The organism is Micromonospora parva, from assembly GCF_040649675.1.
In the GTDB taxonomy this organism is placed as follows: domain Bacteria; phylum Actinomycetota; class Actinomycetes; order Mycobacteriales; family Micromonosporaceae; genus Micromonospora; species Micromonospora parva.
On the sequence record NZ_JBEZFX010000016.1, the window covers coordinates 1 to 20,456 of the forward strand.

The 20,456-nt window shown below is 71.4% G+C and carries 17 protein-coding genes and 1 pseudogene; 8 read left to right on the forward strand and 10 right to left on the reverse strand.

The features are described from left to right. Positions 1–91 precede the first annotated feature (91 nt). The 5 genes from AB0C03_RS29560 to AB0C03_RS29580 form a co-directional block, all read right to left on the reverse strand. Positions 92–769: a maleylpyruvate isomerase N-terminal domain-containing protein gene (locus tag AB0C03_RS29560; RefSeq protein ID WP_210863065.1), complete on the reverse strand. Its 678-nt coding sequence runs from the start codon at positions 767–769 to the stop codon at positions 92–94. A gap of 98 nt (positions 770–867) precedes the next feature. Continuing rightward, a complete protein-coding gene (locus tag AB0C03_RS29565; RefSeq protein WP_030331799.1) occupies positions 868–1,248 on the reverse strand; it encodes a TFIIB-type zinc ribbon-containing protein in 381 nt (126 codons plus the stop codon). A 22-nt stretch (positions 1,249–1,270) separates the two neighbouring features. Further along, positions 1,271–1,903: a phosphoribosyltransferase gene (locus AB0C03_RS29570; RefSeq protein ID WP_030331797.1), complete on the reverse strand. Its 633-nt coding sequence runs from the start codon at positions 1,901–1,903 to the stop codon at positions 1,271–1,273. Between the two features lie 41 nt (positions 1,904–1,944). Continuing rightward, the gene (locus tag AB0C03_RS29575) at positions 1,945–3,297 is read right to left on the reverse strand and encodes a glycosyltransferase 87 family protein (RefSeq protein WP_357640386.1); all 1,353 of its coding nucleotides are present in this window, start codon (positions 3,295–3,297) and stop codon (positions 1,945–1,947) included. Between the two features lie 50 nt (positions 3,298–3,347). Then, positions 3,348–5,873, reverse strand: a complete 2,526-nt coding sequence (locus AB0C03_RS29580; protein ID WP_357640389.1) for a putative bifunctional diguanylate cyclase/phosphodiesterase — start codon at positions 5,871–5,873, stop codon at positions 3,348–3,350. Between the two features lie 593 nt (positions 5,874–6,466). On the opposite strand from AB0C03_RS29580, the gene AB0C03_RS29585 reads away from it, so the two are divergent. The 5 genes from AB0C03_RS29585 to AB0C03_RS29605 all read left to right on the forward strand — a co-directional run bounded on the left by AB0C03_RS29585 (position 6,467) and on the right by AB0C03_RS29605 (position 12,528). Then, positions 6,467–9,559: an AfsR/SARP family transcriptional regulator gene (locus AB0C03_RS29585; RefSeq protein WP_357640393.1), complete on the forward strand. Its 3,093-nt coding sequence runs from the start codon at positions 6,467–6,469 to the stop codon at positions 9,557–9,559. Between the two features lie 261 nt (positions 9,560–9,820). Further along, complete coding sequence (gene moaC / locus AB0C03_RS29590; protein WP_030331784.1) at positions 9,821–10,312, forward strand: cyclic pyranopterin monophosphate synthase MoaC; 492 nt, start codon at positions 9,821–9,823, stop codon at positions 10,310–10,312. Beyond that, on the forward strand, positions 10,309–10,779 hold the full coding sequence (locus tag AB0C03_RS29595) for a MogA/MoaB family molybdenum cofactor biosynthesis protein (protein ID WP_357640396.1): 471 nt from the start codon (positions 10,309–10,311) through the stop codon (positions 10,777–10,779). The genes moaC and AB0C03_RS29595 overlap by 4 nt, the downstream gene beginning before the upstream one ends. A gap of 67 nt (positions 10,780–10,846) precedes the next feature. Continuing rightward, entirely contained in the window at positions 10,847–12,103 is a 1,257-nt protein-coding gene (locus AB0C03_RS29600; protein ID WP_357640399.1) for a molybdopterin molybdotransferase MoeA, read from the forward strand. After that, the gene (locus AB0C03_RS29605; RefSeq protein ID WP_030331779.1) at positions 12,100–12,528 is read left to right on the forward strand and encodes a molybdenum cofactor biosynthesis protein MoaE; all 429 of its coding nucleotides are present in this window, start codon (positions 12,100–12,102) and stop codon (positions 12,526–12,528) included. Before AB0C03_RS29600 ends, AB0C03_RS29605 begins: the two co-directional genes overlap by 4 nt. A gap of 20 nt (positions 12,529–12,548) precedes the next feature. Here the strand turns inward: AB0C03_RS29605 and AB0C03_RS29610 are convergent, their stop codons facing one another. After that, entirely contained in the window at positions 12,549–14,015 is a 1,467-nt protein-coding gene (locus AB0C03_RS29610; protein ID WP_030331776.1) for a glycosyltransferase 87 family protein, read from the reverse strand. Between the two features lie 215 nt (positions 14,016–14,230). Further along, a complete protein-coding gene (locus AB0C03_RS29615; RefSeq protein WP_030331775.1) occupies positions 14,231–14,776 on the reverse strand; it encodes a DoxX family protein in 546 nt (181 codons plus the stop codon). A gap of 133 nt (positions 14,777–14,909) precedes the next feature. On the opposite strand from AB0C03_RS29615, the gene AB0C03_RS29620 reads away from it, so the two are divergent. Next, entirely contained in the window at positions 14,910–15,458 is a 549-nt protein-coding gene (locus tag AB0C03_RS29620) for a GNAT family N-acetyltransferase (RefSeq protein WP_357640405.1), read from the forward strand. Between the two features lie 24 nt (positions 15,459–15,482). Here AB0C03_RS29620 and AB0C03_RS29625 read toward each other — a convergent pair whose 3' ends face one another. The 3 genes and pseudogenes from AB0C03_RS29625 to AB0C03_RS29635 form a co-directional block, all read right to left on the reverse strand. Then, positions 15,483–16,724, reverse strand: a complete 1,242-nt coding sequence (locus AB0C03_RS29625) for an ATP-binding protein (RefSeq protein ID WP_030331772.1) — start codon at positions 16,722–16,724, stop codon at positions 15,483–15,485. 157 nt (positions 16,725–16,881) lie between these two features. Then, entirely contained in the window at positions 16,882–17,328 is a 447-nt protein-coding gene (locus tag AB0C03_RS29630) for an LppU/SCO3897 family protein (protein ID WP_051708488.1), read from the reverse strand. Between the two features lie 485 nt (positions 17,329–17,813). After that, a pseudogene (locus AB0C03_RS29635) lies at positions 17,814–18,308 on the reverse strand (LppU/SCO3897 family protein); the annotation flags it as partial. Positions 18,309–18,680: 372 nt separating this feature from the next. Here AB0C03_RS29635 and AB0C03_RS29640 point away from each other — a divergent pair. Together AB0C03_RS29640 and AB0C03_RS29645 are read left to right on the forward strand one after the other, a co-directional pair. Next, positions 18,681–19,685, forward strand: a complete 1,005-nt coding sequence (locus AB0C03_RS29640; protein ID WP_357640409.1) for an EamA family transporter — start codon at positions 18,681–18,683, stop codon at positions 19,683–19,685. A 10-nt stretch (positions 19,686–19,695) separates the two neighbouring features. Continuing rightward, positions 19,696–20,349 (forward strand): A24 family peptidase, encoded by a 654-nt coding sequence (locus AB0C03_RS29645; protein WP_210865594.1) that lies wholly within the window; start codon positions 19,696–19,698, stop codon positions 20,347–20,349. Positions 20,350–20,456: the final 107 nt, after the last annotated feature.

Below are 20,456 nucleotides of genomic sequence, written 5' to 3' on the forward strand. Positions count from 1 at the left end.
CGGATACGACACCGGTATCCGGACGAAACCGCGCCTTGCCGGATCGCCGCCCGGACTCCGCCTCGGCTCGACCGCCCTTATGAAACAGGCCCTAGCCGAGCAGCGGGAACCAGCCCGCCGACTCGCCCAGCTCCAGCCTGTCCCGGTCGGTCAGCGGCACCCGCCCGGTGGCCTTCAGCAGGAAGTCATGGTCGTCCCATGCGGTGGGTCTGACCGTGTCGTCGCTGAGCAGGCCGTCCATGGTCGCCACCGCGACGCGTACCGCAAGTGGGCCGGGCGGCGGGGCGTCGGGTAGTTCCAGCGTCAGGTCCAGGTGGTGGATGGCGGCCTCGGTGGTCAGGGTGGCGAGGAAATCCGGCACCCGCAGCACGTGGCCCTGTGTGGTCACGTACCCGTCAGGGGCGGCTGACGCGGCGGCGCGGACCGAGGCCGGGGCGGTGTCCCGCCAGAGGTCGACGATCCCGGTCGGACGGTCGAAGGCGGCGGCCGATCGGCGGACCCACCAGGCGTGCCGGGCGGAAGTGTCGTCGTCGCCGGGAAAGTCCCGCCAGTAGCTCACGTCGTCGACGTCGGCGGGGCCGTCGACGGGGCTGGCCAGGGCGACGAGTGCCCGTTGGGCGTCGCCGAGCACGTGCAGGAGCAGGTCGGCGACGAGCCATCCCTGACAGCGGGTGGCTCGTTGCAGGCCGGCGTCGTCCAGGCGGCCGACCACCGCGGTGATCCCGTCGTACGCCTGGGCCAGCGCCTCGTGCAGTCGGATCGCGGTCATGCGATTCAGCCTGGCATGAAGCCTGCCGCCCGCCAATGGTCACCGGTGGTGTGCCCGGGCCGACGCGTGGATCGACCCGGGCGAAGGCTTGCCTCGGCTCAGCCGAACATCTCGTCGAGGAAGCCCTTGCGCTTCTTCTGCCGGTAGTGGCCGTGGTAGCCGTGGTGCTGCTGCGGGTGGCCGTAGGCCGGCTGCGGCGGGTAGCCGTGGGCGGGCGGGGGCGGCGGCGGGACGTTGCCGTACCCGGGCTGGTGCGCCGGAGGCGGGGGCGGCGGCGGGTAGCCGGCCGGCTGCTGCGCGGGCTGACCTGGCGCGCCACCGGCCTGCTGGCGGCTCCAGTTGGCCTCCGCTTCGAACAGCTTCTCCAGTTCGCCGCGGTCCAGGAAGATGCCTCGGCACTCCCCGCACTGGTCGATGACGACGCCGCTGCGCTCGTACTGGCGCATTTCTCCGTGACACTTGGGACAGGTGAGGCTCATCTCCCGACGGTACCTGGTGCACCTAAGCGGTTGCTGTGAGCGCCTCGGTGACTTCTTCGTCGGACACCTCGTGGAAGTCGTCGTAGTAGACGCTCACCGCGCCGAAGTCGGGTGGGCGTTGGGCGCAGATGACCTGGTCCGCTTCGGCGGTCAGCAGCTCGTACGCCTCCTGCGCGCCGACCGGGACCGCGACCACGACCCGGTGCGCCCCGAGTTGGCGGGCGACCTCGACGGCGGCGCGGGCGGTCGCGCCGGTGGCGAGGCCGTCGTCGACGATCACCGCGGTCCGTCCGGTGAGGTCCAACTGTGCGCGCCCGCCCCGGTAGAGCCGTTCCCGGCGTTCCAGCTCTGCCTGCTCCTGCCGGCTGACCTGGGCGATGTCGTCGCTGCTGAGCCGGCCGGCCACCAGGTCGTTGAGCACCTGGACGCCGCCCGGGCCGAGTGCGCCGAAGGCGACCTCCCGGGCCCACGGCATGCCGAGTTTGCGGACGACCAGCACGTCCAGTGGCGCGCCGAGCCGTTCGGCGACGACTCGGGCGACAGGTACGCCGCCCCGCACGAGGCCGAGGACGACGACGTCTGGTTCGCCGATGAGTGCGCTGAGCCGTTCGGAGAGCACCCGGCCGGCGTCGGCCCGGTCGCGGTACGTCGTCATGCCTTCAGGTCTACGCCCTGACGGGTCGTTCCGCTCGGAAGTTACGCCGAAGTGCTCCGACCGGGCCAAACGTCGGGAAGCGGGGTGGCCGGCGTGTGGGCCGGGCGGTGCAGCGCGGGTGCCCAGGTCAGCAGCGCCAGTGGATACAGCAGGTAGCCGAAGCGGGTCGAGGGCATCAGGGCGATGGCGGCGAGCAGCCCGTACCCGCAGATGAGGGTGGCGGCGACGGCGGTGCGGGGCGGGCGGCGGGCGAGCCGGACGGCGATGGCCACTCCGGCGGCGACCAGCAGCGCGGCGGCGATGAGTCGGCCGGCGGGTAGCGTGCTGGCGATCAGGTAGCCGGGGAACGGTGACTGCGCGGGGCTGGTGACCAGCCCGTGGCCGAGCGGGAAGCGCAGCACGTTCTCGGTGAGGGCGTCGCGGTCCACCAGCAGGGCCGGGAGTAGTGCGGCGACGGGCAGGCCGATGGCGCCGGCGGCGACGCGGGTGCCGGCGCGGCGGGTCAGGCCCCAGATGATCAGGACCAGGGCGACCGGCCAGGCGAACAGTTTCAGCGCGCCGGCGAGCCCGACGGCGAGGCCGGCCCGGCCGGGTCGGTCGGTGGCGGCGAACGCGAGGGCCAGCAGGCAGAGCGCGAGTACGGGTAGGTCGTCGCCGCCGGTGGCGAGGGTGAGGGCGCAGACGGGCAGGACGGTGGCGGCCTGCACGCCGCGCAGCAGGGCGGCGTCCCGCTGGTGGGTGGCGGCGGTGGTGGTGGGCTGGCCGGCGGTGGCTCGTGTGCCGCGGAGGGCGGCCACGGCCAGGGCGAGGGCCAGCGCGGTGCCTATCGCGAACCAGACCCGGGAGTCGGTCCACCAGGTGTCGAGCAGCGCTCTGGGCAGGCCGAACATCGCCATGCCGGGTTGGTACGGGGTGTAGCCCATCAGTTGCTCGCCGGGTGGCAGGGCGGCGATGGCGTCGGGTCCGAGGTACGGGGTGCCGTGTTCCAGGAGGCGGTTGCCGGCCTGTTCCACTACCAGCACCTCCTCCTGGGCCCGGTCGGTGCGTCCGCCGGCCCGGTCGATGCTCTGCCAGGCCAGCGGCAGCAGTGTGGTGGCGGCCCAGGCGAGACCGGTGACCGTCCAGCGGGCTGGCAGGCCGGTCAGCCGGGAGGTCGGGGATCGTCGACGCAGCAGCAGTTGGGCGGTGACCGTCAGCGTGGCGAGCAGGTACCCGACGGCGGCGACAGCGCCCCAGGCGCGGTGTGGCAGCAGGGTCGACGTGACCGCGGTGATCGCGGCGAAGGTGGCCGAGACGGCGTAGAGGCCGAGATCGAGGGCGAGCCCTCCGGCGGCGTTGTCGAGCGTCCGCCAGTGCCAGCGACGGCGGCGGGCGGTCGGGTCGTCGGCGATCACGCGCGACAGTCTGGCAGACCGGGCTGCCCGCGCTCCGGGCCGTCGCCTGCTCAGGCGGGCAGGTGGGGGAGGCGGTCGGGTCGGGAGCGGCCGGCCTGGCGGCGGTTCTGGCTCAGCCGGATCACGGCCCCCGCGTCGTGCAGCGGTGCGGCGAGGGTGCCCGGTCGGCCGCCGGAGCCGCGTTGCATCGCCGCGAGCAGGGTGCCGGACGGCATTGGTCGGGCGAACAGGTGGCCCTGGCCGGCGACGCAGCCCAACTCCCAGAGGGCTCGCCGTTGCGGTTCGCTCTCCACTCCCTCGGCGACCACGTCCAGGTCGAGGCTGCGTCCCAGGTCGAGGGTGGAACGGATGACGGCGGCGGCTTCCGCCGAACTCTCCATCGTCGTCACGAAGCTCCGGTCGATCTTCAGTTCGTGTACGGGGATCCGGGAGAGCAGGGACAGCGAGGAGTAGCCGGTGCCGAAGTCGTCCAACGCCAACCGGACTCCCTCGTCGCGTAGCCGGCTGAGCACCCGGTCGACCACGTCGAGTTGGCTGAGGGTCAGCGTCTCGGTCAGTTCCAGGACCAACCGGTCCGGTGGGAGGTCGTGGGCGCGCAGACGGGCCAGCACCGAGCCCGGGAACCGTGCGTCGAGCAGGCTGCGCGGGGACACGTTGACAGCGACCGGTACGTCGAAGCCGGCGTCGCGCCAACTCACCGCCGCGATCAGCGCCTGGTCGAGGATCGCTTCGGCGAACGCCGGCAGCAGGCCGGAACGCTCCACCGCCTCCAGGAACCGCAGCGGGTCGATCAGGCCGTGGACGGGGTGGTGCCAGCGGGCCAGAGCTTCCGCGCTGGTCACCTCGCCGGTGCCCAGGTCGACGATCGGTTGGAAGTTGACGACGAACTCGTGGTCGGCGACCGCGCGGGGCAGGTCACCGCCGAGAGTGAGGCGGCCGAGGTCGGCGGTGTCCCGGGTGGGGGCGTAGGTGGCGATCCGCTGTCCGGCCCGTTTGGCCTGGTACATGGCCACGTCGGCGCGGCGTAGCAGCTCGGCCATGCCGCCGTTGGACGGGGCGCCGGAGATCCCGCCGCTGGCCTCGACGCTGATGCGCATGCCGTCCAGTTCGAACGGCTCGTGCAGGGCGGCGAGCAGCGTCTCGGCCCGGTGCGCGGCCACCGCCGGGGCCGGCAGACCCCGCAGGAGTACGGCGAACTCGTCGCCGCCGAGGCGGGCCACCAGGTCGGTCGTCTGGGCCGCGCCGCGCAACCGGTCGGCCACCTGCACCAGCACCTGGTCACCGGCGGCGTGCCCGAGCGTGTCGTTGACCTCTTTGAAGTGGTTGAGGTCGATCAGCACCAGCGCGGTCACACCGTCGGCGTGTCGGGTGCTCAACTGCTCGGTGCCCTCGTCGAGGAGTTGTCGGCGGTTGGCCAGGCCGGTCAGCGCGTCGTGTGAGGCCGCGTACGCGTGCTCGTCGGCCACCCGGGCCAGTTCGGCGTACGCCTGGGCGTTGCGGACGGCCGTGCAGAGCGCGGACGCGAAGGTGCGCAGGGTGTACTGCTCCCGTTCGGAGAGTCGCACCGGGCCGCGGAAGCGCAGTCGGAGCATGCCGACGTCGACGGTGCGGTCGTGGCCTTCCAGCGGCGCGGGGACGACGGTGCCGTCCACGCCGGTGGGGGTGCCGGTCGGGCCGTCGAAGGTGATGCCGCCGGTGCCCCCGCGTACGGTGCGACCGCCGTCACGCAGCTCGATTTCGACCTCGTCGGCGGAGAACAACTCGGCGGCCTGGGTGACGGCGGTGGTGAGGACGTTGTCCAGGTCGACCACGTTGAGCGCGTCGGTGGTGCGGGCCAGACGCTGCCACGCCTGCTGTTCGGTCCGGGAACGGATTCTCGTGGAGTAGGCCAGGTGCAGGCTGAGCACGAGCGGCGGTATGGCCAGCAGGAGTTTGAGGTTGGCCTCAAGGATCAGCAGCGTGCAGGCCGCCACGACGAACCGGAGGGCGAAACCGGCGAGCCGGAGGTCGAGATTACTGCGGAACTGCTTTGAGATCTTGGTCCCGGACGCCAGCGCGATGACCGGTATGGCCAGAATGTCGTCCAGGAGGGCCGCGGTCAGGTAAGCCAGCGCCAACGGCACGAGCAGGGCCACGGTGCCCTCGGGCGGCCAGGTCCAGGTTGTCATTGCCAGCGTGATGCCGGCACCCCAGGCCACGATGACGTTCTTTCCCACGCTGAAGGCCAGCTTGATCGCTGGCTGGCGGTGCCAGGTGAACGCGATGCCCACCGCCGTTGAGAGCACCACTATCGGGGCCGGAGCGACGGCGAGGCCGATGATGATCGCCGTTTCGGTCCAGCTGATCGAGTGGGTGGTGGATCGGATCCGCACCCTTGCTTTGACCAGCGTTCCCAGGGCGATGGTCACGGTGAGTACGACGAGGACCGCGACATCGTTCGGCGTGGCGGTCGTGGCGAACCGCACTGCGACCGGCAGTGAGGTGGCCGTGATGACTGCCGCTACAACGACGACGAGACCGACGAGCAGCCGTAGCCGCTGATCGGTCTCAGTCTCTCGTCGCTGAGGATGGGTCACATCACCCCCGAAGGACTGCCTCCGCCTTGTCCGTAGCCTAACGTGCGGGAGTCGCGCACGTACCCTGCGGAATTTTCAGTCCCATTCGCTGCCGCGCATCGCAATGCCCCTCTCTGCTGCCGTGTCATTCGATGACCTCGCCCGAGGGGAGATCTTCCTAACGAAAGGCAGCTTAAGAGGTAGAAGGGCAGCTTAGAAGAATTATATGTCGGTATACGCAACATTAGCCAAGCTAGAGCCGATTTATCACGTTCTGTCCATCACGGTTAAACGGAGTGCGGTCAGGTCGCGGCGGCGTTGGTTTCGCAGCGGGGCTCGAAACTGCGGACGGTATCTGTTCAGGTTATGAACGTGTTATTACCCCTAGTCTGCAGCCCTCTGTCTGCGGCCTCACCCGGAGTTTGGCTGGTGTAGTGGCGGATTGGGCAAATTTGGTACGACTGGGTCGTGAGGCGGTCGGAACGCTTCCTTGCAAGGCTCTCGGGCGGGTGCGCGACCCTTCGCATCGCCGCACGAGCGGTGAGTTGCCGGGGGCGAGCCCTAGGCTTCGTTGTGTGATCGGCTGAATACCCGCGACGGCTGGAGCAGGGCGAGTGGAGATTCAGGTTCTCGGCGGCCTTTCGGTGCAACTACTTTCTCGCACGTTGCGCCTCGGAACACCCAAACAGCAGGCGATCTTCGCGATGCTCGCAGTTCAGCCAGGTCGACTCGTTACCGTGGCCGACTGCATCGATGAGTTATGGGCCGATCGCCCACCGCGATCGGCCGTGGCGAATGTGCTGAGCTATGCCGCCAATCTGCGCCGGACTTTCGAGGCCTCCCCCTACGGGCGAGGGGTCGTCGTGCGGCAGCGGAACGGCTTTCGTCTCGACGTGCCGCCCGAGCTGATCGATGTCGCATGCTTCCAGTCGGAGCGGAGCGCGGGCCGGGAGGCCTTGGAGGTTGGCCACCTGGAGCAAGCTCGGGAGCTGCTGAGCCGAGCCGTCGCCCGGTGGCAGGGCCCGATGCTCGCCGGCATCCCGCTGGGACCCGTGCTGAGCGCACGCGTGCTCGCCGCCGAGGAAGAGCGTCTGCTCGCCGTGGAACTTCTTGCCGACGTACAGATGAGATCGGGGCGGGGTGATCTGGCGATCCCGTTGTTGCGGGAAGTCACCGTCCGTCATCCCCTCCGGGAGCCGACGTACCTCCTGCTCATGCGGGCGCTGTACGAGGGTGGCGATCACGCGGGCGCACTCGTCGCGTACGACGAGATCCGGGCACGGCTGATCACCGAGTTGGGAGTGGCCCCCGGGGCGAGCATCGAAGAGTTGCACCGCGAGATTGCCACCCCGAGCCCGCTACCGGCTGTGCTCTTCCGAGCGGGAGCCCGACCAGGACCCGCCTCGGCGCTCATGCACGCCGCGGCGGGAGAGGCGGCAGCTGAACAGACGGGTCAGGTCACACCGGTGGATCATCTTCCGCGGGCCGTCGCGGACTTCGTCGGGCGGGAGGACGTCCTGTTGCGGCTGCTGGCAGAGACCCGGCGGGTAGAGGAGCGAGTGCCGGCCGTACACATCATCGACGGCATGGCGGGCAGCGGGAAGACGACTCTCGCCGTGCACCTTGCCCGGCGTCTGTCCGATCGATATCCGGACGCCGCGCTGTTCATCGACCTGTACGGGCACGGTGACAAGAACCGGATCGAGCCAGCGCGTGCCCTCGTCACACTGCTGCGTCAGCTTGAGGTACCGGCCGACCGCGTACCGGTCGAGTTCGACGCGAGAGTCGAGCTGTGGCGACGAGAACTGGGCCGTCGAAGGTCGGTGCTCGTCCTCGACAACGCCGCGAGCAGCGAACAGATCCTGCCTCTCCTACCAACTGAGCCGACCACCGTCGTGCTGGTGACATCACGGCGGAGGCTCACTCACCCGGACGTGGCGCCTTCACAGACCTTGCCGGTGATGACTCCTGAAGAGAGTCTCGACCTCCTCGCACTCAGTGTCGGTAAGGCCCGGGTCGAAGCGGAGCCGGATGCCGCGGCCGAGGTGGTCCGGCTGTGCGGGCATCTCCCCCTGGCAATTCGGCTGGCCGGCGCCAGACTCGCCCATCGGCGCGGCTGGCGGTTGGCGGACCTCGCCGGACAGATGGCTGGCGATCCTCTGGTACTGCATCATCTGGCTCAGGAACAGAGCACCGTCACCGGTGCCTTCGCCGCCTCCTATGAGCCGCTCCCGGGTTCGACCAAGCGTGTCTTCCGTTTCCTGGGCCTGTACCCCGGCAGCCGCTTCGGCGTGCCGGCAATCGCCGCGCTGACCGGTCTGACGATCGCGGAAGCTCGCGCGGCGCTCGACGACCTCGTCGACCGGAACCTGGTGGAGGACCTGGACTCGACGCGATACCGACTGCACGACCTCATGCGGCAGTACTCCATCGAACTGTGCTCGGGTACCGACTCCTCGAACGACCGCCGACTCGGGCTGGCGCGACTGTTCGACTTCACGCTGGAGGCCGTCCTGAAGGTCGCCGACCTGCTCGAGCCGGGAGTCATCAGATCCCAGGTGACGCACGTTCCGTCCGGGCAGGTGGAACTCGTCGAGGCCGTCGGGGAGCCGACCGCTGAGTGGCTGGAGGTCGAACGGGCGGACCTGGTGACCATGGTGCTGGCGGCACGGGAGTCCGGGTTCTACCAGCACTGCTGGCAACTGGCACGCGCTCTCTGGCGGTTCTGTTACATCCGCGGTTACTTCGAAGACATCATCTTGACCCACCGCCAGGGGCTGGAGGCGGCGGAGGCTGTCGGGGACATCGATGCACTCGCGCTGATGAACAACTACCTGGCGTCGGCCTACGTCCGTACCGGAGACAAGCAGGGGGCGCTCGACCACCTGACACGCTCGGTCGATCTTTCCCGCAATTCGCGGGACGTGCTGAACCCGGCTAGGTACCGGGCAAACCTCGCCGCCGTCTACTGGTGGAGCGGTCACCTGGCAGAGTCGGTGAAGCTTGGCTTCGAGTGCCTGCAGGACTACAAGGTGTACGGCGATATCGGCGGCTCCATCCTGCTGCCGAATCTGGGCCTGGCGCTGACCGCTATGGGCCGCTACGAGGAGGCGCTTCGGATACACCGCCTGCACCTGGCGTGGGCCCGGACGAACTCGGACGAGTTCCACACGCTCAACGCTCTCAGCCACATCGGCGCCGTACGCCTCCGAATGGGCGACGTTCCGCAGGCGATCCGAATTCTCCAGGCCTCGTTGGCGTTACGCGATCGCACCGGCCACCGGTACGCCGAGGCCGAGGTGCGCAACGATCTCGGTATCGCCTATCGCGGGCTGGGGCGGGTGGTCGAGGCGCAGCAGGAACACGAGTTGGCTCGGAGGCTGGCGATCGGTTCGGGAGAGCGACACGTCGAGGCGGCCGCGCTGAACGAACTCGGCCGTACCCTGCTGGCGCAGGGGCGAGGTGGCGAGGCCGTCGAGATGCACCAGGCAGCCCTGCGACTGGCCACCCGGATCTCGCACCCGTACGAGCAGGGGCGTGCCCTGGCCGGCCTCGCCGACTGCTTCGCCCGCGCCGACCCGGCCGAGGCCCGCAGGCACTGGGAGCGGGCGTTGGCGATCTTCCGGCGGATGGGGGTGCCGGAGCGTTTCGAGGCCGAACGCCGTCTTGCCGTGCTGGCTTCCACAACTGTGGTCTCGGGGCTCTGACCAGGTCTAACGTCTCTTATCGATTTCTTATCGCCGGGCCCGGTAACTTCGTGGCCGTATCGGCGAACGGGGGAGGTTCTGCTCCTGGGCAGAACCGGGTCGCCGACACGCACCCGCTGCCAGGTCCCCCCAGCGACCTCGGCGGCGGGTCGGTCAGGAAGGGGCGGCGTCGGGCCGTCGCACCGTCAGCACCCGGTGTGATCGTCGGTGTGACGTCGCTCCTTCCGGCCACCGTCGCACCGCACCGATAGGCTCACGACCGTGACCGAACCCGCGCAGCTCAGCCACGTCGATCGCGCCGGCGCAGCCCGCATGGTCGATGTCTCCGCCAAGGCGGTGACGGGCCGGTTGGCCGTCGCGGCCGGCCGTCTGCGGACGACACCCGAGGTCATCGATCTGTTGCATCGCGACGGTCTGCCCAAGGGTGACGCGCTCGCCGTCGGACGGCTGGCCGGGATCATGGGGGCCAAGCGCACTCCGGATCTGATCCCGCTGTGCCACCCGATCGCCCTGCACGGCGTCACCGTCGACCTGCGGCTGACCACCGACACTGTGGAGATCACGGCCACTGCCCGCACGGCAGACCGGACGGGGGTGGAGATGGAGGCCCTGACGGCCGTGGCCGTCGCCGGTCTCGCCCTGGTCGACATGGTCAAGGCGGTTGACCCGGCGGCCTCGGTGGAGGCGGTCCGGGTGCTGCGCAAGGAGGGCGGCAAGACCGGCGAGTGGGTTCGTCCGGAGGACCGACAGTGATCCGGGCCCGGGTGATCGTCGCTTCCAATCGGGCAGCGGCCGGTGTCTACGCCGACACCAGCGGTCCGCTGCTCGTCGCCGGGCTGCGCGAGCTGGGCTGCCAGGTCGACGATCCGGTGGTGGTGCCCGACGGTGAGCCGGTCGGCGAGGCCCTGCGGGCCGCCCGCGCCGACGGTGTCGACGTGGTGGTGACCAGTGGTGGCACCGGAGTGACCCCGTCGGACCGGACGCCGGACGTGACCCGGGGCCTGCTGGATTACGAGGTGCCCGGCATCGCCGAGGCGATCCGCGCGCACAGCCGTGACCGGGTGCCGACGTCGGTGCTGTCCCGGGGCCTGGCCGGGGTCTCCGGTCGGATGCTGGTGGTCAACTTGCCCGGCTCGACCGGTGGCGCCCGGGACGGCCTGGCCGTTCTCGGGCCGATCCTCGGGCACACCGTCGACCAGCTTCGCGGCGGGGATCACTGAACCGCTTGGGCCACCGGGTGCACGCCAGGCCCGGACGGGTGTCGGTCCGTGCCGATAGGCTCGGTCGGTGAGCACGGAAACCGCACCCAACGCGGATCGGGTCAGCGCACCCCCGCCTGCCGGGTGGGAGGAAGCGCGTTCGCGGGTCTACGCGGTCGGCCTGGCCGCCGCGTTGCCCACCGTCGCCCGACCACTCGTCGACACCGACGGGTCGACCCTGGCCGAGCCGTTGACCACCCGCACCGACCTGCCGGCGTTCCCGACCTCCAGCGTGGATGGCTGGGCGGTGCGTGGCAGTGGTCCGTGGCGCGTCATCGGGCGGGTCCTGGCCGGCAGCACCCCCGCGCCGCTCACCGAGGACGACACGACCGTCGAGATCGCGACCGGTGCGATGGTGCCCGAGGGGGCCACCGCGGTGCTGCGCGTGGAAGAGTCGAAAAATGCTGACGGCCTGGTCAGCGGCGTCCCCCGGAGCACGCCCGAGTGGCGCAAACCCGGCGAGGAGGCGTACGCCGATGAGGTGTTGCTGCCAGCCGGCACGCCGGTCGATCCGGCGGTGATCGGCCTGGCGGCCACCTGCGGGCACGACACGTTGCGGGTTCGACGGGCGCCGCGTGCCGCGCTGCTGGTCTTCGGCGACGAGCTGCTGACAGCGGGCCCGCCCGCGGCCGGTCGGGTCCGCGACGCGCTGGGCCCCTCGGTGCCGGCATGGCTGCGGCGTTACGGCTGCCAGGTCCGCCCGTCCGACGTGGTCGGCCCGGTGGCCGACACGCTGCCCGCGCACGTGGCGGCGCTGCGCTCGGCGCTGACGAACGCCGATCTGGTCTGCACCACCGGCGGCACGATGAACGGTCCGGTCGACCACCTGCACCCGACCCTGGAGGCGCTCGGCGCCGACTACGTGGTCAACACGGTGGCGGTCCGCCCCGGCTTCCCGATGCTGCTGGCCCGGCTGACCGGCCCCGACGGGCGTGCCCGGTTCGTGGCCGGGCTGCCGGGCAACCCGCAGTCCGCGATCGTCGCGCTGGTGTCGCTGGTCGCCCCGCTGCTCGCCGGCCTCCAGGGCCGGTCGATGCCGGTGTTGCCGCAGGCCACGTTGGCCGAGGCGGTGCCCGGCCGCGGTGACCACACCCACCTGGCTCTGGTCCGACTGGACCGGGCCGCCGGGGTGGCGTCCCCGGTCCGCCACGTCGGCTCGGCGATGCTGCGGGGCGTGGCCGGCGCTGACGGGTTCGCCGTCATCCGCCCCGGCACCAGCGGCGCGCCGGGCGACCGGGTGCCTATCGTGCCACTGCCGTTGTTTCCCGGGGAGCGTGCGTCGTGACCGCACCAGCTGTCACCTTCGGCGAGGTCACCGACCGGCCACTCGACCTGGCCGCACACGAGGCCGCGGTCGCCGACCGGCGGGCCGGCGCGGTGGTGTCCTTCCAGGGCGTGGTCCGCGACCACGACCACGGCCGCCAGGTCACCAGCCTGGAGTACGAGGGGCACCCGAGCGCCGAGCAGGTGCTGCGCGAGGTGGCCGCCGAGATCGCCGCGGAGCCCGACGTCTACGCGGTGGCGGTCTCGCACCGGGTCGGCCCCCTGGCGATCGGTGACGTGGCGCTGGTCGCCGCGGTGAGCACCGCGCACCGGGCGGCGGCCTTCGCGGCCTGCGCCCGACTGGTCGACGAGGTCAAGGCGCGACTGCCGATCTGGAAGCGGCAGGTCTTCACCGACGGCACCGAGGAATGGGTCAACTGCCCCTGACGGGTCACCTGCCCCACCCGTCAGCGGTGACCGTTGACCGCCACGGCCCTGGACAGCCGGTCGCCGTAGAACGCGGGCTCCGCACCCGGTCGCCAGGGCAGCGCGGCGACCAGCACGATCAGGGCGAGCGCGAGCGAGTTCTCCATCAGCGCGCCGAACAGACCGTCCTGGTAGTGCGACATCTCCGGCAGTTGGTGTTCGTACGGCCAGATCGGCGAGATCAGGAAGAGCAGGTAGAGCCCGATCGCGGCGACGCCGTGGCGCAGCCCGGTCAGCGTCGGGTACCAGATCGGCGGGCGGAGCCCGTTGACCCCGGGGAGCCCGCCGAAGACCGGCCCCTGACCGGTGCGCTGCGGTGTCCCCCGGCTCGCCTCGCGGCGACGCACAGCGGCGTCGGCCAGCACGATGATCGCCGGGATCACCCAGACCAGGTGGTGCGTCCAGGAGATCGGGCTGATCACGTTCGCGGTGAGACCGACCAGCGTGAAGGCGGTCAGCTCGTCACCGTCGGCGCGGGAACTCGCGGCCCGGGACAGGCCCAGCGCCAGGACCAGCACCGAGAAGGCGAGCCACAACAGCCCCGGGGTCTCGATCGAGTCGTACAGCCGGGCGAGCAGACCGGCGAGGGACTGGTTGGGCGTCATGTCCGCCGCGCCGACCCGTTCGGTCTGCCACAGCACGCTGCCGAAGTAGGTCCGTGACTCGTCGCCGACGATCGCGAAGGTCCCCAGCGTCACGCCGATCGTGGTGCCGATGGCGGTGGCCGCCACCCGCCACTGACGGGTGATCAGCAGGTAGGCGATGAACAGCGCCGGGGTGAGCTTGACAGCCGTGGCGAGGCCGATCCCGGCCCCGGCCCAGGCCCCGCCGTAGACGAAGCGCAGCAGCGGGCCGTCGGTGGCGGCGTAGTGGGTGCCCCGGCGGGACCGCCAGCGAAGGCCGATCAGGTCAGCCATGATCAGGGCGAACAGCAGGATGTTGACCTGGCCGTACCCGAGCGTCTCCCGGCCCGGCTCGATGGCGACCGCGAGCGGCACCGCCACGGCCACCGTGAACCACAGTGGCCACCCCAGCCGGTCCACGATGGGTCGGAGCAGCCCGGCCAGCACCAGCGCCAACGCGGCGATGCTGGCGGCGGCGTTGACCAGGCCGGCCGCGTCGATCGGCAGCTGCGCCATCGGCAACATGACCAGCCCGGCGAAGGGTGGGTAGGTGAACCCGAGCGTGGTTTCGGGCGCGATGAACTCGTAGAGCTCGTGACCGCTCGCCCACCACACCACGGCACCGTGGTAGATCTTCATGTCGAAGAAGTTGTACGGTCGCCCGAAAGCGCCGATGGCGAGCCATGCGGCATAGGCGACGGCGGCCACGATGGCACCCCGTACGACGTTCCTACGATCGATCCCGCGCGTCACGCGGTCGATCCCGCGCGTCACCCGTTGGATTGGGGCGAGGCGGTCCGCCCGTCTACCGACATCCGTCGGCATGGCGTGGCCACCCCCGTACCAAGGTTGTCCTATCCGTCCAGGTCCTGCACGGAGCCTAGAACGGCGCCTCACGTCAGTGCCTCCCGCGTTATGCGACCGTGTCCGATCCCACACATGTTTTTGACATTTCCACCGCGTTAACGCCTACCGGGTGGTTCAGGTAATTCGTGCCCTTAGCGGGGGGTGGGGGTGAGACCGAGACGGATCGACGCAGGTCAGCCGGGGAGCCGACGTGCGGTGGAGGCGGAGCGGACGGCGATTCGGGCCTCGCGTCGGGCGGTCCGGACGGCGCGTTGCACGGAACGTCGCGAGTGGCCGATGCGATGGCCCGTCCGCCACCGCAGCCCCGGCTTGCCGCCGGTGTCCGCCGCGGCGAGCAGCAGACCGCCGAGGAGCCCGATGTTCTTCAGGACGTGGATCTGGTTGTTGTTCTTGGCGATCGGGTCGTCGTTCTTCCAGAAGGGATGCCCGGCGACGGTCACCGGCACCAGCGTGCCGGCGAGGACCAGCGCCGCGGGTCGGCTGAACCGGCCGGTGGCCAGCATCAACCCGGCGCTGACCTGCACGGCGGCGTTGAGTCGGATCAACGTCTCGGTCTCGGTGGGGAAGCTCGGGTGCGCCTTCTTCAGCATCGGTGCGACCTTGTCGGTCACGGGTTTGGCGGCGGCCGACAGCCGGCCGGGAGCGCGGAAGTTGCGATACCCGCTGACCACGAAGATGCCGCTCAGCATGGCGCGGGCGAGGGAGCGTACGGGCGTCATGGATCAGTCATACCCCGTCGCGGCGTTTGCTACCCGGGCAACCGCAGGATCGGATTGGTGTTCGTGCACGTACGCCACGCCGAATCGAGCGACAGTCACGGATGGACGGGCACCGACGGGTAACGTCGCGCGGGTGACCACGCTGCGGCTACGCCCCGAGGACCCGGCCGACGCCGGCTCGGTGCGCCGCGTGCTGGCCGCGGCCTTCGCCCGCCCGGACGTGACGACGCCGCCGGAGGTCAGCCTGGTGGACGAGCTGCGCGACACCCACGCCTGGTTGCCGGAGCTGGCCATGGTCGCCGAGTACGGCGGTGAGGTGGTCGGTTACGCGCTGCTCACCCGGGTGCGTCTGCGGCCGGAGCGAGGCGCCGACGTGCCCGTGCTGGCGCTCGGCCCGGTGGCGGTCGCGCCGCACCGGCAACGTGTCGGGCACGGCACAGCGGTCGTGCAGGCCGCACTGGACGCGTCCACCGAGTTGGGTGAGCGACTCGTCGTCGTCCTCGGCGCGCCGGCCTTCTACCGGCGGTTCGGGTTCGGCCCGGCGAGTGAGCTGGGCCTGACCGGTCCGTGGGCGGGCCTCGGTGAGCCGTGGCAGGCGTTGGTGCTGCCGCCGTCCACCAGCGAGGAAGGCCCTCCGCCGCGCGGCGAGGTGCTCTTTCCGGCGCCCTGGTCGAAGGTCTGACCGGGCCGGCGCGGTGGGTGGTGGTCAGGCCGGCTGCGTCCGCAGGTACCGGCCGAAGTGCGGGACCGTGAAGGCGACGGTGCCCCGCTCACCTGAGTAGATCAACCCCTTCTTGATCAGCGCATCGCGGGCCGGGGAGAGGCTGGCCGGCTTGCGGCCGAGGGCTCGGGCGATCTCCGCGGTGGGCACCGCGGCGTCCATGTCGTCGCGGACCACCGCGCCGGGCTCGCCCTCCACCGCGGACAACGTGGCCATCGCCCGCATGTACTCACGTTCGGCGGGAGTGGCCCGTTCGAACCGGGACCCGAAGAACCCGACCGCCAGCTCAGCTTCCGCCTCGGGTGCGGCGACCCGCACGTCGGCGGCGGTGATCGGCGAGCGCGGCGCGTTGTCCCAGGTCGCCTTGCCGTACGCCTGGACGAAGTAGGGGTAGCCGCCGGACTTCTCGTAGAGCAGGTCGAGGGCCTTCTGCTCGTACTCGACCTCCTCGCGCTCGGCGGGCGCGCAGAGCGCCTGGTCGGCGGCGATCCGGTCGAGCCGGTCGATGCGCTGGTAGCGGAACAACCGTTCGGAGTACGACTTGGCGGCGCTGAGCACTGCCGGCAGGTGCGGAAGGCCGGCACCGACGACGATCAGCGGTGCGCCGAGCTGGGACAGCTCGTGGCAGGCGGCGCAGAGAGCCGACACGTCCTCCGGGCCGAGATCCTGCATCTCGTCGATGAAGATGGCGATACCGGTGCCCACGTCGCTGGCCACCGCCGCAGCGTCGCTGAACAGCTCGACCAGGTCGATCTCGATGTCGCCGGAGTCGGCCCGACCGCTGGCGGCCGGCACGTCGATGCCGGGCTGCCACCGGTCGCGCAGCTTGGTGGCGGCGCCGGCCCGGCCGGTCGGGGTGGACCGCTGGGCGAACGCCTTGAGGACGCCGAGGAACGCGTCGATCCGGTCCGGTGCGCGGTGGCGGGGGGCCAACTCGCGCACCGCCATGTGCAGCGCGGCGGCGACCGGTCGGCGCAATGACTGGTCCGGTCGAGCTTCGATCTTGCCGCTGCCCCAGAGCCGGTTGATCGCCTGGGACCGGAGGGTGTTGAGCAGGACCGTCTTGCCGACGCCGCGTAGCCCGGTGAGCATCAGGCTGCGCTCGGGTCGGCCGCGGGCGATGCGCTCCAGCACGATGTCGAAGACGTCCAGCTCCCGCCCCCGCCCGGCGAGTTCGGGCGGGCGCTGGCCGGCGCCCGGCGCGTACGGGTTGCGGACCGGATCCACGCATCGCAGATTATCGGGCCATCTAGCTGCGGGGCTAGACATGGATAGATGCGGCTACCGGCGTGTCGGAACCGTCGACAACAAACTAGGGCTGTCTAGCGTGGACGCTAGACAGCCCTAGTTTTGCCAATCGGCGGACCGGCCGCCCAGCTCGGAGCTACCGCTTCTTCAGACAGAGCACGTAGTCGAACAGGTCGACCGAGTTGTCGTGCACGTAGTTCGCTGTCGCCTGAGGCGCGAGCACCTCACACCGGTCGCCGTCGGTGGTCGCCGGAATGCGCAGCAGCACCTGATACGTGTTCGGGCCGCACGGCACCTTGCGGAGCTCCGCGTCGTCCTCGCTGCCGTCGTTCACCACGCAGTCGCCCCGCGCGAACTCCTCGTCCGGAGACGGCGCGGCTGACGGCGGCGCGTCGCTGGGCAGGGCGGGTGGCACGACCGGAGCGCTCGTCGACGGGGTACGCGCCGCATCGCTGCCAGCGTCGGCCACCTTCCAGACCGCCCAACCGGCCAGGCCGAGGCACGGACAGAGCACCAGCAGCACCACCGCCGCGATGATGAGGGCGACGTTGCGGCCGGTCTTCGTCGGCGCGGCGGGCGGCATCCCGTAGCCGCCGGGCGGCTGCTGACCCCACGGGGCGGGTGGCTGACCCGGTATCGGACCGGCCGGCTGACCGGGCGTCGGGCCGGCCGGCGGGAATGGGCCCGGCGGAGGGTACGGCCCGGGCGGCGGGTAACCCGGGCCCGAGGTCGGCGGTGGCGCCCACATCGGAGTGGTCGGCGGCTCCGGATTGTCGGACTGCGGCCCCGGGTTGGTGGGCGGCGGCGCCCACATGGGTGCCGTCGGTGGCTCCGCGTCGGCCGGCGGCGGACCCCACTGCTGCCGGGTCGGGTCGTCGGAGGCCGGCGGGGTGCTCCACTGCTGCCGGGTCGGATCGTCGGAGGCCGGCGGGGTGCTCCACTGCGGCACGGTCGGGTCGACCGGTGGTGAGCTGTCAGGCCCGCTGGGCGGGCGCTGGTACGGGTCGTCCGGCTGATCGGAACCCGCAGGTCCGTAGGTCGTCATGTCATCCCCGGGGGTGGGTGGTCTCAGCGTTGCTTGAGGCAGAGGACGAAGTCGAGAGTGTCCAGCTCACTGTCGAAGAAATACCAGTTGGTGTAACCCTTCACCTTGTCGCACTTGGTCTCGGCGTCCCGCTCGCCGCTGGTCGGGCCGTCGATCCGGCTCAGCACCTCGTACGACTTGGCGGTGCAACCGCTGATCAGCAGCTTGGGTTTGCCGCCGGCGGCGCCGTCGTTGCGGACGCACTGGCCGACCTTGGCGAACCGGGGATCGGCCGACGACTCCGGCGCCGCCGCGCTCGGCGCGGGCTCGACCGCGTCCGCGCTGGGCTCACCGGCAACCGCCGCCGGACTGCTCGGCGCCGCCGCCGGCGCCGGGTCGCTCTGCCCATCGCGGAACCAGAACACACCGGCGACGGCCAGCACCACGAGGACGACGGCCAGCACCGCGATCAGCGGCCCCCGGCCGCGCCGGCCCGGTGCCGGATCCTCGCCGTACGGGTCGTCGGGCCGGTACGGCGGCTGCTCGCCGTAGGTCGGTGTCGGCTGGTACGAGCCGCCGTAGGGCGCGCCGGGCGCTGCACCGTACTGCGTTCCCGGACCGCCTCCGTAGGTCGGCTCGCCGTATGACCCGGGCCCCTGCGGGCCGGGCGGATACGACGAGACCGCCGGCGGGTAGGACTCGGGCGTCGGTGGGTACGACTCGGGCCTGGGCGGGTACTGCCGCTGCACCGGATGACCTGGTGTCTCATCGGGTCGCTGGCCACGCCACGGCCCCGGGTGGCCGCCTCCCGGTTGTCCGTAGTTCGTCATGCCGCCCTCCTGCACGAGTGGTGAGAGGCCGGCCACCAAAGCGCGACGCGGACTCCGAGGTCACCGTAGCGTGGTCCACTGATGAGCTCACCTCCACCGAGCGCCACGGCCCTCGCCGGCCGTCGCGTCAGCACCACACCGGCACTGATCTGGACCGCGTTGATCGTGGTCTACCTGCTCTGGGGGTCGACCTATCTGGCCATCCGGATCACCGTGGAGACGCTGCCCCCGCTGCTGTCGGCCGCCCTCCGGTTCGCGGTGGCCGGCCTGATCCTGGCGGTGGTGCTGCGGTTGCGCCGGGGCCCCGGCGCGCTGCGGGTGGACCGACGGCAACTCGGCTCCGTCGCGTTGGTCGGGGTGCTCCTGCTCGCCGGTGGCAACGGCCTGGTGGTGCTCGCCGAATCGGGGCCGCCCGGCGTCGCGGTGCCGTCCGGGATCGCCGCGCTGCTGGTGGCCACGGTGCCGCTGCTGGTGGTGCTGTTGCGCTCGGCCACCGGGGACCGGCCGCCGCTCTGGACGTTCGCCGGGGTCACTGTGGGCTTCGTCGGCCTGATCCTGTTGGTGCTGCCCGGCGGTGGTTCGGGCGCGGTGCCGCTGGTCGGGGCGTTGACTGTGGTGGCGGCGACCGCCTCCTGGTCGGTCGGGTCGTTCCTGTCCGGACGGATCCGGATGCCCACCGACCCCTTCGTGGCCACCGTGTACGAGATGGTGGCTGGCTCGCTGGTGCTGGCGGTCGTCGCCGCCGGTCGGGGCGAACTGGCCGACTTCCACCCGGCGGCGGTCAGCACCCGGTCCTGGTTGGCGCTGGGCTACCTCATGGTGGCTGGTTCACTGGTGGCCTTCACCGCGTACGTCTGGCTGCTGCACAACGCGCCGATCTCGCTGGTGTCGACGTACGCCTACGTGAACCCGGCGGTCGCGGTGGTGCTCGGCGCGCTGCTGGTGGCCGAGCCGGTCACCCCGCAGGTGCTGCTCGGCGGTGCCGTCATCGTGGCCGGGGTCGCGGTGGTGGTGGTCACCGAACGGCCGCGTCGGTCCGGCACGGGATCACGATCGGGGGTCACGCCGGTGCGCGAGCGTCGGTAACGTCCGGGCCATGTCGGCCGCCGCGCTGGTGTCGATCGCTCTGCTCGGCACATTGGTCGGCCTCGTCGTACCCCTGATGTCGCGGCGCTTCGCCACGGCGGACGCCGGGTCGTGGGCGTTTGCACCGCCGCAGCCGTTCCGGCGGCCCTGGGTCGCGCCGATGGTGGCGGCCAGCGTCTTCGTCGGCCTTGCCGGCGCGGCTGCCGACGACCCGGCGTTACCGGTCTTCCTCGCGGTCGGGGCGGTCGGTCTGGTGCTCGCGCGGGTCGACCTGGCCTGCCTGCGGCTGCCCGACCCGCTGGTCCTCGTTGCCGGGTTGCTGGCCCTCGGGGGTCTGACAGTTGCGGCGGTGCTGTCCGACGCTCCCGGCCGGCTGCTCGGCGTGCTGGGCGGCGCGGCGGTCGCGGGGACGGCGCACGTGCTGCTGGCAGTGCTGCCCGGGTCCCGACTGGGTTTCGGCGACGTGAAACTCGCCACCGTCCTCGGCCTGCCGCTCGGCTGGCTGGGGCGGGACGCCCTGCTGGCCGGGATTCTGCTGCCGCACGTCCTGCAGGGCGTCCTGGTCCTCGGCCTGCTGGCCGCCCGAAAGGTGCACCGGGACACCGCGCTACCCCTCGGCCCAGCCCTGCTGACCGGCGCCTGGCTCGCCGCTCTCCTCACCTGACCCCCACCCCGCGCCGCAAGCCCCGCGCCGCAAGCCCCGCGCCGCAAGCCCCGCGCCGCAAGCCCCGCGCCGCAAGCCCCGCGCCGCAAGCCCTGCGCCGCAAGCCC